Below are 13,664 nucleotides of genomic sequence, written 5' to 3'. Positions count from 1 at the left end.
AACCGCCGGACGGGAGTGGCCCCCCTGCTTCCCGCCCGGCGATCCGGGTCTCAGACCGCCTGTGCGAAGCCGAGGTCGGCGCCCTCGGCGATGTGCGCCAGATGCGGCGGGATCTCCCGGCCCTTGGAGATCATCGACTGCGCCCACAGCCGGCCGGCGCGATAGGACGAGCGCACCAGCGGGCCGGCGAGCACGCCGAGGAAGCCGATCCGCTCGGCCTCCTGCTTGAACGCGACGAACTCGTCGGGCTTGACCCAGCGCGAGACGGGGAGGTGCCGCGGTGTGGGCCGCAGGTATTGCGTGATCGTGATGATGTCGCAGCCGGCGTCGTGCAGGTCCTGCAGGGCCTGGATCACCTCTTCGGGCTCCTCGCCCATGCCGAGGATGAGGTTCGACTTGGTGATCAGGCCCGCCTCGTGCCCCTGGGTGATGACGTTGAGCGAGCGCTCGTAGCGGAATGCGGGTCGGATGCGCTTGAAGATGCGCGGGACCGTCTCGACGTTGTGCGCGAACACCTCGGGGCGCGCGTCGAAGATCTGGCCGAGGAACGCCGGATCGGCGTTGTGCTCGTTCGCGAGCAGTTCGACGCCCGTGTTGGGGTTGAGCTCGTGGATCTTGCGCACGGTCTCGGCGTTGAGCCACGCGCCCGTGTCGGGGAGGTCGTCGCGGGCGACGCTCGTCACGGTCGCGTAGCGCAGTCCCATCTGCTGCACGCTCTCGGCGACGCGGCGCGGCTCATCGGTGTCGTAGGCGTCAGGCTTGCCGGTGTCGATCTGGCAGAAGTCGCAGCGCCGGGTGCACTGGGAGCCGCCGATGAGGAACGTCGCCTCCTTGTCCTCCCAGCACTCGAAGATGTTCGGGCAGCCGGCCTCCTGGCACACGGTGTGCAGGCCCTCGTCCTTGACGAGCGAGTGCAGCGCCTTGTACTCCGGGCCCATCTTGGCCTTGGTCTTGATCCACTCGGGCTTGCGCTCGATCGGCGTCTCCGCGTTGCGGACCTCAAGACGCAGGAGCTTGCGTCCCTCGGGGGCGGCGCTCATGCGGCCACCTCCGCCGCGTACTCGGCCGTGAAGGCGGCGCTCACCGCGTCGACGAGGTCGGCGGGGGAGAGCTCGCGGCCGACGACCTCGCTCACGGTGGTGACGCCGGCGTCGGTGATCCCGCACGGGATGATGCCGCGGAAGCCCGCGAGGGTGTTGTCGCAGTTGATCGCGAAGCCGTGCATGGTGACGCCCTGCTGCACGCGCACGCCGATGGCGGCGACCTTGTCCTCGCTGAGCGGCCGGCGCACCCAGACCCCGCTGCGTCCGTCCACCTGATAGCCGTCGACCCCGAGAGGCCGCAGCACGTCGATCAGCAGGCGCTCCAGGCGCCGCACGTGCGCCACGACGTCCATGGGCTCGGGCAGGCGCACGATCGGGTAGCCGACGAGCTGACCCGGTCCGTGCCAGGTGATCTTGCCGCCGCGGTCGACGTCGACCACAGGGGTGCCGTCCTGCGGACGCTCGTGGGGTTCGGTGCGCTTCCCCGCCGTGTACACGGCCTCGTGCTCGAGCAGCAGAAGCGTGTCGGGGCGGGCGCCCGCGACGACATCGGCGTGGATCCGCCGCTGCAGGTCCCACCCTTCGAGGTACGGGACGAAGTCGGGGGCGAGCCCCACCGTCTGGATGTCGAGCATGACCGATCCTTCTGATCGAGTTGTTGTATGCGGTTCAATAATAGGGGTGGGAAGCGAGGGGCGCACCGCGCGATACGGTGGCGTGGTGAGCACCTCCGCCCGCGGCGTCGGCCGCCCCCGCGTCTCCTCGCGCGAGACGATCGCCGAGGCCGCCTGCGAGCTGTTCCTCGAGCAGGGCTACGAGCGCACCTCGATCGCCGGCATCGCCCAGCGGGCGGGCGTGAGCCGCTCGAGCTTCTTCAACTACTTCTCCTCCAAGAGCGACGTGCTCTGGTCGGGCTTCGATGAGCGCCTCGACCGCGCCGTCGAGACGCTCTCCCAGCCGGGCGCGGGTGCCGATCCTGATCGGGTGGAGGCTGTGCTGTCGGCGATCCTGGACGGCCTCGAGCCGGATCCGCTGGCGCTGGCGTTCGGCAACACCCGGGCGATGGGTCTCGAGGAGGAGCTGCAGCGCGAGTCCGCGCTGCGACAGGGACGACTCGCCGCGGCGCTGTCCGAGGCTGCCCGGAACGCCGGTGTCGAGCGCATCCGTGCCGACGTGCTCGGCGCCGCGTACGCCGTCGTCGTGCTGTCGTCGCTCCGGGTGTGGGCCGAGGGAGGCGCCGGCCACGGCTCGCCGCTCGCCCAGCTGCAGCACGCTCTGCCGCGCATCGCCGATCTGCACTGGGGCTGACCGCGCCCTACGACGTGCTCGTGGCGGGCTCGCGTAGAATTGCAGCACCATGGCTACTTTTGGCACGCTCTCCGATCGGCTCACCGAGACCTTCCGCAATCTGCGCACGAAGGGCAAGCTGTCCGCATCCGATGTCGACGGCACCGTCCGCGAGATCCGGCGGGCGCTGCTGGACGCCGACGTGGCGCTGCCCGTGGTCAAGGACTTCACGGCGAAGGTGCGCGAGCGCGCCCTGGGCGACGAGGTCAACAAGGCGCTGAACCCGGCGCAGCAGGTCGTGCAGATCGTCAACGAGGAGCTCATCGCGATCCTCGGCGGCGAGCAGCGCCGTCTCGAGTTCGCGAAGAACCCGCCGACGGTGATCATGCTCGCGGGCCTTCAGGGATCCGGCAAGACGACCTTCGCTGGAAAGCTGGCCAAGCAGCTCCAGGGCGAGGGGCACACTCCGCTCCTCGTCGCCGCCGACCTGCAGCGCCCCAACGCCGTGACGCAGCTGACGGTCGTCGCCGAGCAGGCCGGCGCGACGATCTTCGCCCCGGAGCCGGGCAACGGCGTCGGCGATCCCGTGCGCGTCGCCCGCGACGGCGTCGAGCACGCGCGCCGCCAGCAGCACGACATCGTCATCATCGACACCGCCGGCCGGCTCGGCGTCGACGCCGAGCTCATGAAGCAGGCCGCGGACATCCGCGCGGCGGTCGACCCGGACGAGGTGCTGTTCGTCATCGACGCGATGATCGGTCAGGACGCGGTCAACACCGCTATAGCGTTCCAGGAGGGCGTGGACTTCACCGGCGTGGTGCTCTCCAAGCTCGACGGCGACGCACGCGGCGGCGCGGCGCTGTCCGTCGCCTCGGTGACCGGGCGTCCGATCATGTTCGCCTCGACCGGTGAGCGCCTCGAGGACCTCGAGCCGTTCCACCCCGACCGCATGGCGAGCCGGATCCTCGACCTCGGCGACATCCTCACCCTCATCGAGCAGGCGCAGCAGGCCTTCGACGAGGCCGAGGCGCTGAAGGTCGCCGAGAAGCTGGCCACCGAGACCTTCACGCTCGAGGACTTCCTCGAGCAGATGCAGCAGCTCAAGAAGATGGGCTCGATGAAGAAGATGCTCGGGATGCTCCCGGGCATGGGCCAGATGAAGCAGCAGCTCGAGCAGTTCGACGAGCGCGAGCTCGACCGCACCGAGGCGATCATCCGCTCGATGACACCGGGGGAGCGGCGCAACCCAAAGGTGCTGAACGGCTCGCGCCGCCTGCGGATCGCGCGCGGCTCCGGCATGACCGTGACCGACGTGAACCAGCTCGTGCAGCGCTTCGAGCAGGCCGCGAAGATGATGAAGACGGTCGCCCGCGGCGGCACTCCGAACATCCCCGGCATGGGTCCGGTGCCCGGCATGGGGCGCCCCGGAGCCTCGTCCAAGCGGGGCAAGAAGGGCAAGGGCGGCGGCTCCCGCTCCGGGAATCCGGCCAAGCGCGCAGCCGAGAACGCCGGCCTCGCCACGAGCCAGCCCACGGGCACGGGATTCGGGCTCGGCGGCCAGAAGGCGCCGACCGAGGCCGATCTGGCCGAGATCCAGAAGCTCTTCGGCAAGAACTGACCTCGCCTGGGCGCTGATCGGCGGGCTCCCGGGTTCGCCGTGGCGGGTTGTCCTGTGAACTAGGGCGTGTCTGACAAATTGATCGGTGTGGGCCTGGGAGTCTTGAAGCGTGTCGCGTTTCCAGTTGCTCTCGGATGCTCAGTGGTCGTTGATCGAGGGCATGCTGCCGCGTCCGACGGGCCGGAAGGGCCGGCCGTTCTCGGATGCGCGGACCATGCTCGAGGGGATCATCTACCGGTACCGGTGCGGGATCGCGTGGCGTGATCTGCCCGAGGTGTTCGGGCCGTGGCAGACGGTCTGGACGTGGCATCACCGGCTCGCGACGGAAGGTGTGTGGGACACGATCGTGGCGACGCTGATCGCGCAGGCCGACGCGCAGGGCCTGGTCGACTGGTCCGTGTCGGTGGACTCGACGATCGCGCGTGCGCATCAGCACGCGACGAACACGACGCGTGACACAGGGGGATGGGTCGAATTACACGAATCTGGCCGTCGAGCCGCGTGATCACGGGATCGGGCGCTCGCGCGGCGGGTTGTCGACGAAGATCCACCAGCTGGTCGACGGGAACGGACTGCCGCTGGTCACCGTGATCACGCCCGGGCAGGCCGGGGATTCGCCGATGCTGATCCCACTTCTCGGGCAGCTGCGCGTGGCCCGTCCGATCGGTCGGCCTCGTACTCGGCCGGACGCGGTCCGCGGCGACAAGGCATACTCGTCCCGCGCGATCCGCTCGCACCTGCGCGGTCGCGGCATCAAGGCCGTGATCCCCGAACCCCGCGACCAGCAGGGCCACCGGAAACGTCGCGGCCCACGCGGCGGCAGGCCCGTCGGGCTCGATGCCGACGACTACAAGAACCGCAACGTCATCGAACGCCGCTTCTGCCACACCAAGCAGTGGCGCGGCCTCGCGACTCGCTACGACAAACACGCGATCGTCTACCGCGCCGCCGTCCTCATCCACGCGATGATCGCCTGGACCCAGCAATTATCAGACATGCCCTAAAACGCTATAGCCTCTCCGCGGGCCCATATATCGCCGACCGGCGAGGGCCCTGATCGCAACGACGCGCAACCTGGAGGGTGCATTCATGGCCGAACTCAGCCGCAGAACATTCCTGACCGTGGGAGGTGTCGGACTGGGAGTGCTCCTGGTCGGGGCCTCCGCCTCGACCGCGTCCGCAGCGAGCCGCACGGCGGGCTGGCGTCCGATGGCCGACGCCCCCGCGGCTCCGGTACCGGCGTCCGGGGGCACACCGCCCGGACCGTACACGTTCGGCTGGGCGGCCGACGACCTGCTCGCCTTCGACCCGGCGACGACGCCGTGGGGACCGCACATGCGGTGCCTCATCCCGCGGGCGGCGCGCATCGCCCCGTTCGCGGCGACGCAGGCGCACCCCGATCTCGACCCCGCCATGCAGCTGTCGACCCTGACGATCGACGACGCGGGCAGCATCTACGAGGGGCACAACCAGCCGATCGGCCTGGAGCCGCAGGTCTACACGCAGCGGTACTGGCCCTACATCGACATCTGGGGCACGTGGCACGGGCAGGTCAAGGGCTCCGCGCCGATCGAGATGATCGACGGGCAGCGCGCCCCGGGGCGTCCCTACGGCGTCATCGACATCCCGAACCCGGGATGGACCGAGGCCGCGCACAAGAACGGCGCCCGTTCGATCGGCGGCTGGTTCTGGCCGCGCCCGGTCGACTTCGACGCCTTCCTGGTGCAGAACCCGGACGGCTCCTTCCCGGTGGGCGACAAGATGATCGAGATCCGGAAGTACTTCGGCTTCGACGGGCTGTTCATCAACCAGGAGGGCACCGTCACCGCGGCGCAGATCGCGAAGTTCCAGGACCTGCTGCGGTACATCAAGCGCACGGATCCGGACTTCTACCTGCAGGGGTACGACTCGGCCGATTTCGACACCGGTGTCGTCACCTATGAGAACCGGCTCAGCGAGAACAACCTGCGCTGGCTCGGCACCGCGGATGAGCCGATCTACGACTCGATCTTCATCAACTACTGGTGGCAGGCCACGACCGGAGGAGCTGACCGCGACCTCATCAAGAGCGCCGCGTCGGCCGTTGCCGCGGGCCGCGACCCGCGCGTGGTGGGCTTCGCCGGTGTCGAGCACCAGAAGGGCGGGTTCCGCCCGGAGGAGGACTTCGGCAGCGTGGCGGGTCCCGGCAGGTCCGCGCCAACCTCGGTCGCCCTGTTCGTGGAATCGCAGATCTGGTTGAACGGCTCGTGGGACGGCACGACGTCCACCGTCGACGGGCGCCGCACGTACCGCGACTACGAGCAGCGGTTCTGGTCCGGTCCGACCGGCAACCCGCAGACCTCGGGGCGGCTCGAACCGCGGACACCCCCGTATCGCACGGACACCCTGAACTACCGCCAGTGGGACGGCATCGCGCACTGGATCACCGAGCGGTCCCCGTACGGCGAGCTACCGATCGCCACCGACTTCAACGTCGGCGTCGGTGCGGGATTCTGGGTCGACGGCGCGCAGGTGCGCAGCACCGGTTGGGACAACATGGGCTGCGCCGACCGCGCGCTCACGTGGCAGTACTGGACCGAGGACGGCCTGACCGTCGCGCTCGATGAGACCGTCTCGTTCGGCAGCGGACACAGCCTGGCGCTGACCGGATCTGGAATCGTCCACCTCTTCAAGACCGACCTCAGCGCGCCGAAGGCGATGGCCGTCGATGTCCGTGCGCAGGCCGTCCAGGCGATCGAGCTCGGGGTGACCTGGAAGGACGCGCCCGAGCAGATCGACTGGCATCCGCTGGACGCCGCGGCGGACGCGTCGGGATGGACGCAGTGGAGCGGCGAGGTGGACGTGCAGGGCCGCCGGATCGCCCGGTTCTCGCTGCGCACCAGCCGCGACGGTCGGCTGGGCCGGGTCGTGCTGCGGGCGGCGGGAGCGCCCGCGAAGCCCGGGAAGCCGTCCGCTTTCGCCGTCGCCGACGCGGGCGACGCCGGCTCCGGACGTCGCCACCTCACCTTCTCGTGGGCGCTGCAGAGTGACGCGACGGCGTACGACGTGTTCCAGCTGGCCGGTTCCGGGCGGATCTGGCTGGGACGCGTGCACCGCGACGTGTTCTTCGCCGAGGCCGTCGACGTGAGCGCCGGAGCGCAGTTCCAGCTGGTGGCGCTCGGACCCGACGGCTCGCGCAGCGCGCCGGTGAAGGCCGCGCTCGGCGGCTGATCCCGTCCGGATACGAGGAGACCCCAGGCCCCGCCGTGGCGGGACCTGGGGTCTTTCCTTGTGGAGGGTCCTACTTGACGTCCTCGTCGACCCAGTCCATCGACTTGGTGACGGCCTTGCGCCACAGCCGGAGCTGGCGGTCCCGCTCGGCGGCGTCCATGGTGGGCTCCCAGCGGCGGTCCTCCTGCCAGTTGGCGGAGAGGTCGTCCAGGCCGCTCCAGAACCCGACCGCGAGGCCGGCCGCATAGGCGGCGCCGAGAGCGGTCGTCTCTGCGACGACCGGACGCACCACCGGCACTCCGAGCACGTCCGCCTGGAACTGCATGAGCGCGTCGTTCGCGACCATGCCGCCGTCGACCTTGAGCTCGGTGAGGTCCACGCCGGCGTCGGCGTTGACCGCGTCGAGCACGTCGCGGGTCTGGAACGCGACCGCCTCGAGCGCTGCGCGGGCGATGTGGTTCTTGTTCGCGTAGCGGGTGAGACCGACGATCACACCGCGGGCGTCGGGACGCCAGTACGGTGCGAACAGACCGGAGAACGCCGGCACGATGTACACGCCGCCGTTGTCCTCGACCTGCTTGGCCAGCTCCTCGACCTGCGGCGCCGAGTCGATGATCCCAAGCTGGTCGCGGAGCCACTGGATGAGGGATCCGGTGACCGCGATCGAGCCCTCGAGCGCGTAGTGCGTCGGGCCGTCGCCGAGCTTGTAGCCGACGGTGGTGAGCAGGCCGTTCTTCGAGTGGACGATCTCCTCGCCCGTGTTGAAGATGAGGAAGCAGCCCGTGCCGTAGGTGTTCTTGCTCTCGCCGGCGTTGAACGCCGCCTGGCCGAACGTCGCCGCCTGCTGGTCGCCGAGGATGCCCGCGATCGGGGTCTCGCGCAGCAGCGACGAGCTCTCCGCCGCACCGTAGACCTCGGAGGAGGAGCGGATCGACGGCATCATCGACTTCGGCACGCCGAAGGCCTCGAGGATGTCGTCACGCCACTGCAGCGTCTCGAGGTCCATGAACATGGTCCGCGAGGCGTTGGTCACGTCGGTCGCGTGCACGCCGCCGTTCACGCCGCCGGTGAGGTTCCAGAGCACCCAGCTGTCCGTGGTGCCGAACAGAAGGTCCCCGGCCTCCGCCTTCTCCCGGGCGCCCTCGACGTTCTCCAGGATCCACGCGATCTTGGTGCCCGAGAAGTAGGTCGCCAGCGGCAGGCCGACGATCTGCTTGAACCGGTCGACGCCGCCGTCCGCAGCGAGACGGTCGACGATGGGCTGCGTCCGGGTGTCCTGCCAGACGATCGCGTTGTAGACCGGCTTGCCCGTGGTCTTGTCCCACACCACCGCGGTCTCGCGCTGGTTGGTGATGCCGACCGCGGCGATGTCGTGGCGGGTGATGCCGGCGCGGCTCAGCGCGAGGCCGATGACCTCCTGGACGTTCGCCCAGATCTCGGACGCGTCGTGCTCGACCCAGCCGGCCTGCGGCAGGATCTGCTCGTGCTCCTTCTGACCGGTGGCGATGATGCTGCCCTTGCGGTCGAAGACGATGGCCCGGCTCGAGGTCGTGCCCTGGTCGATGGCGATGACGTACTCAGCCATGTGCAGTTCTCCTTTGAATAGCGGTTCGGGTTACTTGGCGAGGTGCAGCAGGACCGGGGCGAGCACCGCGGCGAGCGCGCCACCGATGAGCGGGCCGACCACGGGCACCCAGGAGTAGGCCCAGTCGCTCGAGCCCTTGCCCTTGATCGGGAGGATCGCGTGGGCGATGCGCGGGCCCAGGTCACGGGCGGGGTTGATCGCGTAGCCGGTCGGGCCACCGAGGGAGGCGCCGATGCCGACCACGAGGAGGGCGACGGGAAGCGCCGTCAGCGGGCCGAGGCCTCCGGGCGTGCCGACCTTGACGTCGCCGTAGTCGGCGAACGCGAAGATCACGAACACCAGGACGAACGTGCCGATGATCTCGGTGATGAGGTTCCACGCGTAGGAGCGGATCGCCGGTCCGGTCGAGAAGACGCCGAGCTTGTTCGCCGGGTCGGGCTCCTCGTCGAAGTGCTGCTTGTACGCGAGCCAGCACAGGACGGCGCCGATGATCGCGCCGAGCAGCTCACCGCCGGCGGCGACCGCGAACTGGGCGAACGAGATCTTGTTCGCGATCAGCAGGCCGATGCCGACGGCGGGGTTCAGGATCGCCCCGGAGTAGGCGGAGACGAGCACGCCGGCGAAGACCGCCAGGCCCCATCCCCAGTTGACCATCAGGAAGCCGCCGCCGTTGCCCTTGTTCTTCGCCAGGGCGACGTTCGCGACGACACCGCATCCGAGGAGGATCAGCATCGCCGTGCCGACGAGCTCGGACAGGAAATACAGCCCCATGTTCACTTCAGGCATGTCTCCATTGACCTTTCGCAGAGCATCGGCCCCTCTGCCGATGCGGTGTTCGAGTAGACGCCGAGAAGGGCGGCGATGGAACCTCGTTACCCGCGGGTGCGGGCGACGAGGGACAATCCGTGCTGGGTGTTGAGCAGGTCCCGGGTGTGCTCGATCTCACCGGCGACGCGGGCGCGATCCCAGCCCTTCAGCGGTGCGAGAGCCTCGGCGACCTCCTCGAGGATCTCCTCGGTGACGTCGCCGGTGAAGGCGAGGCTGGTGCGGCGCAGGATCACGTCCTCCAGACGGACGATCAGCTCGTTCTGCACCATCCACTCGAGCTCGCGGGTGGAGAGCTGGCCGGCGGCGAGCGGTGCGTCCGCACCGTCCTGCACGTACCGCCACACCTCGGCGGCGCGGGTGCCGTAGCGCTTCAGCAGCAGCTCGGCCCGCTCGCCGGCGCCGGGAAGGTTCTGCGAGATCCAGGCGGCGCGCGCTGCGTCGCCCTGCGGGTAGTCCTTGCCGCCGCCGATCACGCGACCGAGGGTCGAGACGACGCGCGGACGGCCCAGGATCCCGAGGATCTTGTCGGAGAGGGACTCGCCGAGCGCGCGGAACGTCGTCCACTTGCCTCCGACGAGGCTGAGGTGCGGCACGGCGCGGGTGTTGTCGACCTCGACGCGGTAATCGCGCGAGACGAAGCCGGGAGCGGTGTCCTCGTGGCGGGGGAGCGGGCGGATGCCGCTGAACCGGTAGACGATCTGGCTGCGGTTCACGTCGATCGACGGGAAGACGTGGTGCACGAGGTCGAAGAAGTAGTCGACCTCCTCCTCGGTGCACAGCGGGACCTCGCGAGGGTCGGCGTCGATGTCGGTGGTGCCGACCATGACCTTGCCCTTGAGGGGATAGATGAGGACGATCCGGCCGTCGGAGTGCTCGAAGAAGATCTCGCGGCCCTTGGTCGCGGCGAGCAGCTCCGGATTGTCCAGCACGATGTGCGAGCCCTTGGTGCCGCCCATGAACCGGGTCAGCTCGCCGAGCGCCTCGTTCGTCAGGTCGGTCCACGGCCCCGAGGTGTTCACGACGACGTCGGCGGCGATCGGGAATTCGGTGCCGGTCTCGCGGTCGCGGACGAGGACGGCGTCGCCGTCGTGGCCGATCGCCTCGACGTAGTTGAGCGCATGGGCGCCGGGGTGGGCCGCGCGCCCGTCCTGCATCACATCCAGCGCGAGGCGCTCGGGGTCGTGCATCGAGGCGTCGTAGTACGTCGCGGTGTACTTGATCTTCGGATCCATCGCGGGCAGCTCGGCGAGCGACTTCTTGCGGCCGAGGAACTTGTGCCGCGGCACCGTGCCGCCGTCGCGGGAGAACGTGTCGTAGATGGTGAGGCCCATCTTGATGAGGAACGCGCCGCGCTCCTGCGGCTTGCCGGACTTGTGCGTCAGGAAGCGCAGGGGCGCCGACAGGATCCCCGAGAAGGTGGAGTAGATCGGGATGGTCGTCTCGAGCGGCTTGACGTAGTGCGGAGCGATCTTGATGAGGCCGTTGCGCTCGGTGACCGACTCCTTGACGAGACGGAACTCGCCGTTCTCGAGGTAGCGGATGCCGCCGTGGATCATGTGACTGGAGGCCGACGACGCGCCGGAGGCGAAGTCGCCGCGCTCGACGAGCACCACGTCGATGCCCTGCAGAGCGAGATCGCGGAAGGTGGAGATCCCGTTGATTCCCCCGCCGATCACCAGCACCGTGGTGCGTCCTGCCTCGCGGACCTCGGTCACCTCGGGGCGTTCCGCGGCGTTGTGGATGTGGTCGGTCATCATCGTCTCCTTCCCGATTTCTCACAGCATTCCCCCAGGCGGCCGTATGCGCAAGGAACCTGCACGAATGTGCAAGAATCGGGCGAATCGGTTTCCAGGAGGCCGCGAATGGATGAACGGAAGCGCCAGGCGAAGGTCGTCGCGGCCCTCACGGCGGCCCGGCTGTACTACCTCCAGGACAAGACGATGGACGTGATCGCCGAGGAGCTCGGCACGTCGCGATCCTCGGTGTCGCGGCTGCTGACGTACGCCCGCGAGGTGGGGCTCGTCGACATCCGCATCAACTCGCCGCTGGAACACGCCGGCGAGCTCGAGCAGCAGCTGCACGACCGGCTGCATGTGGCCGCGCACGTCGTGCCGATGCCGGAGAGCGTCACGGAGGTCGAGCGGCTGGAGCGGGTGGCGCTGACCGCGGGGCGCCTGCTCACGCAGATCATCGACTCGAACATGGTGGTGGGGCTCGCCTGGGGGTCGACCATCAGCGCCGTCAGCCGCGAGCTGGGGCAGAAGGAGACCCGCGGCACCACGATCGTGCAGCTGAACGGGGCCGGGAACACGCTGACCAGCGGCGTGGAGTACTCGAGCGAGATCCTGCAGCGCTTCGGATCCGCGTTCGGCGCGCAGGTGCAGCAGTTCCCGGTGCCGGCGTTCTTCGACGACCCGCGCACCCGCGAGGCGATGTGGCGCGAGCGCAGCACGCTGCGTGTGCTGGACCTGCAGGCGAAGATGGATCTGGCCGTGTTCAGCGTCGGGTCACCCAGCGCGGAGGTGCCCAGCCGCGTGTACGTGGGCGGCTACCTCAGCCGCGACGACTACCGGAGCCTGCGCGAGGACCGGGCGATCGGCGACGTGGCGACGGTGTTCTTCCGCGCCGACGGCACGTGGCGGGACATCGCGGTGAACGCGCGTGCCACCGGTCCCGGGCTGGACCGGCTGCGCCGGGTCGCGCGCCGGTTCTGCATCGTCGCGGGCGCGCAGAAGCTGCCGTCGCTGCGCGCGGCGATCGGCGCGCGCCTGGTGACCGACGTGGTGCTGGACGAGGGGCTCGCGCGGCAGCTCGTGGAGGGGTGATCCGTCGCCCGCGGCCAGGACCGCGTCGTGCGCGGCCCGGTCAGAGCGTCGCCGGACCGGAGCGGAACTCCCGGATCAGGTGATCCACGACGGCGTGCAGGTCGCCGCCGGACGCATCTGCGACGGCGACCTGGCGCGCGTAGCTGGCGCCGCGGTCGAGGATGTCCGCCACCCCGGCGAACTGATCGGAGCACTGCAGGTCGGCGGCGATCGGGGCCAGGCGCTCGAGCTCCTCCGCGAGATGCGCGCGCACCGATCGCTGCGTGCCGTCGGGGCTCACGATCACCTCGGCATCCAGGCCGTATCGCGCCGCGCGCCACTTGTTCTCTCGGTGGAACCACGGGGCGAGCACGGGGAGGGGACGCCCCTCGTCGAGGTCGCGGGAGAACTCCTCCACCAGCACCTGGGTGAGGGCCGCCACGGCCGCGAGCTCGTGCAGTGTGGACATGCCGTCGCAGGCGCGCACCTCGATGGTGCCCCAGCGGGGTGCTGGGCGGATGTCCCAGCGCACCTCGGTGGCGTCGAGCATCACGCCGGTGCGCACCATGTCGTCGAGGTACCCCTCGTAGGCAGCCCAGTCGGCGAGCGGCCACGGCAGTCCCGCGGTCGGCAGCTGCTGGAACACGAGCGCGCGGTTCGAGGCATATCCCGTCCGCTCGCCCGCCCAGAACGGACTCGACGCGGCGAGCGCCTGGAGATGGGGGAGATAGGACGTGAGGGCGCCGATGATCGGCAGCACCTTGTCGCGGTCCTCGACCCCGATGTGCACGTGGATGCCCCAGATCATCATGTTGCGCCCCCACCACTGGGTCTTCTCGATGAGCGAGTGATAGCGCGTCTTGTCGGTGACCTGCTGGTCGTACCACTGCGCGAACGGATGGCTCCCGGCCGACAGCAGCTCGATGCCCGCCGGATCCGTCGCCGCGCGCACCGCGGCGATGGCCGCGCCGATGTCGGTCACAGCGTCGGCGACGGTGGATCCGATCCCGCTCGTGACCTCGATCGTGTTCGTCAGCAGCTCGCCCGTGACGGTGTGGCGCTCATCGGCGCTCGCGCTCTCCAGGTCGCGCAGCAGCTCGGGCGCGCGTCCGACGAGATCGCCGGATGCGGGATCCGCGAGCATCAGCTCCCACTCCAGTCCCACGGTGGAGCGCCGCGAGGAGGTGAACTCGATCGGCATGGGACCTCGATTCGGGACGAGAGATCGACGGCCAATGATCGCACGCCCAGCGCTAGCATGTGCCGTATGACGTTTTACGACGGGAGGG

At 69.5% G+C, this 13,664-nt stretch carries 11 protein-coding genes; 5 read left to right on the top strand and 6 right to left on the bottom strand.

Translation table 11 applies throughout. From position 1 onward, the window contains the following. Nucleotides 1–50 precede the first annotated feature (50 nt). On the bottom strand, nucleotides 51–1,040 hold the full coding sequence (gene lipA / locus ACYQ1L_RS11270) for a lipoyl synthase (protein WP_460004228.1): 990 nt from the start codon (nucleotides 1,038–1,040) through the stop codon (nucleotides 51–53). Continuing rightward, a complete protein-coding gene (gene lipB, locus ACYQ1L_RS11265) occupies nucleotides 1,037–1,678 on the bottom strand; it encodes a lipoyl(octanoyl) transferase LipB (protein ID WP_460004227.1) in 642 nt (213 codons plus the stop codon). Before lipB ends, lipA begins: the two co-directional genes overlap by 4 nt. An 85-nt stretch (nucleotides 1,679–1,763) precedes the next feature. Here lipB and ACYQ1L_RS11260 point away from each other — a divergent pair, with 85 nt between their 5' ends. The 4 genes from ACYQ1L_RS11260 (at nucleotide 1,764) to ACYQ1L_RS11245 (ending at nucleotide 7,158) form a co-directional block, all read left to right on the top strand. After that, nucleotides 1,764–2,351, top strand: coding sequence for a TetR/AcrR family transcriptional regulator (locus tag ACYQ1L_RS11260; RefSeq protein ID WP_460004226.1), 588 nt, complete (start codon nucleotides 1,764–1,766; stop codon nucleotides 2,349–2,351). A gap of 49 nt (nucleotides 2,352–2,400) precedes the next feature. After that, nucleotides 2,401–3,948: a signal recognition particle protein gene (gene ffh / locus ACYQ1L_RS11255; RefSeq protein WP_460004225.1), complete on the top strand. Its 1,548-nt coding sequence runs from the start codon at nucleotides 2,401–2,403 to the stop codon at nucleotides 3,946–3,948. A gap of 109 nt (nucleotides 3,949–4,057) precedes the next feature. Next, nucleotides 4,058–4,952, top strand: a protein-coding gene (locus tag ACYQ1L_RS11250) for an IS5 family transposase (RefSeq protein ID WP_460003859.1) whose coding sequence is annotated in 2 segments (ribosomal slippage) — nucleotides 4,058–4,414 and nucleotides 4,416–4,952 — 894 coding nt in all. Because the reading frame shifts where the segments join, the coding sequence is not laid out codon by codon here. A gap of 85 nt (nucleotides 4,953–5,037) precedes the next feature. After that, nucleotides 5,038–7,158 (top strand): endo-beta-N-acetylglucosaminidase, encoded by a 2,121-nt coding sequence (locus tag ACYQ1L_RS11245; RefSeq protein ID WP_460004224.1) that lies wholly within the window; start codon nucleotides 5,038–5,040, stop codon nucleotides 7,156–7,158. A gap of 70 nt (nucleotides 7,159–7,228) precedes the next feature. Here ACYQ1L_RS11245 and glpK read toward each other — a convergent pair whose 3' ends face one another. The 3 genes from glpK to ACYQ1L_RS11230 form a co-directional block, all read right to left on the bottom strand. Continuing rightward, nucleotides 7,229–8,743, bottom strand: a complete 1,515-nt coding sequence (glpK, locus tag ACYQ1L_RS11240) for a glycerol kinase GlpK (protein ID WP_460004223.1) — start codon at nucleotides 8,741–8,743, stop codon at nucleotides 7,229–7,231. A 30-nt stretch (nucleotides 8,744–8,773) separates the two neighbouring features. Then, nucleotides 8,774–9,529, bottom strand: coding sequence for an MIP/aquaporin family protein (locus ACYQ1L_RS11235; RefSeq protein ID WP_460004222.1), 756 nt, complete (start codon nucleotides 9,527–9,529; stop codon nucleotides 8,774–8,776). Between the two features lie 86 nt (nucleotides 9,530–9,615). Then, the gene (locus ACYQ1L_RS11230; RefSeq protein ID WP_460004221.1) at nucleotides 9,616–11,325 is read right to left on the bottom strand and encodes a glycerol-3-phosphate dehydrogenase/oxidase; all 1,710 of its coding nucleotides are present in this window, start codon (nucleotides 11,323–11,325) and stop codon (nucleotides 9,616–9,618) included. Nucleotides 11,326–11,433: 108 nt separating this feature from the next. Here ACYQ1L_RS11230 and ACYQ1L_RS11225 point away from each other — a divergent pair, with 108 nt between their 5' ends. Beyond that, on the top strand, nucleotides 11,434–12,396 hold the full coding sequence (locus ACYQ1L_RS11225) for a sugar-binding transcriptional regulator (RefSeq protein WP_460004220.1): 963 nt from the start codon (nucleotides 11,434–11,436) through the stop codon (nucleotides 12,394–12,396). Between the two features lie 40 nt (nucleotides 12,397–12,436). On the opposite strand, the gene ACYQ1L_RS11220 is transcribed toward ACYQ1L_RS11225, so the two are convergent. Beyond that, nucleotides 12,437–13,576: a glutamate--cysteine ligase gene (locus ACYQ1L_RS11220; protein WP_460004219.1), complete on the bottom strand. Its 1,140-nt coding sequence runs from the start codon at nucleotides 13,574–13,576 to the stop codon at nucleotides 12,437–12,439. Between the last annotated feature and the right edge of the window lie 88 nt (nucleotides 13,577–13,664).

It is taken from the genome of Microbacterium xylanilyticum (assembly GCF_054654695.1).
Note: the sequence above shows the minus strand (reverse complement) of the source record. Positions and strands in the feature narration are given on the sequence as shown.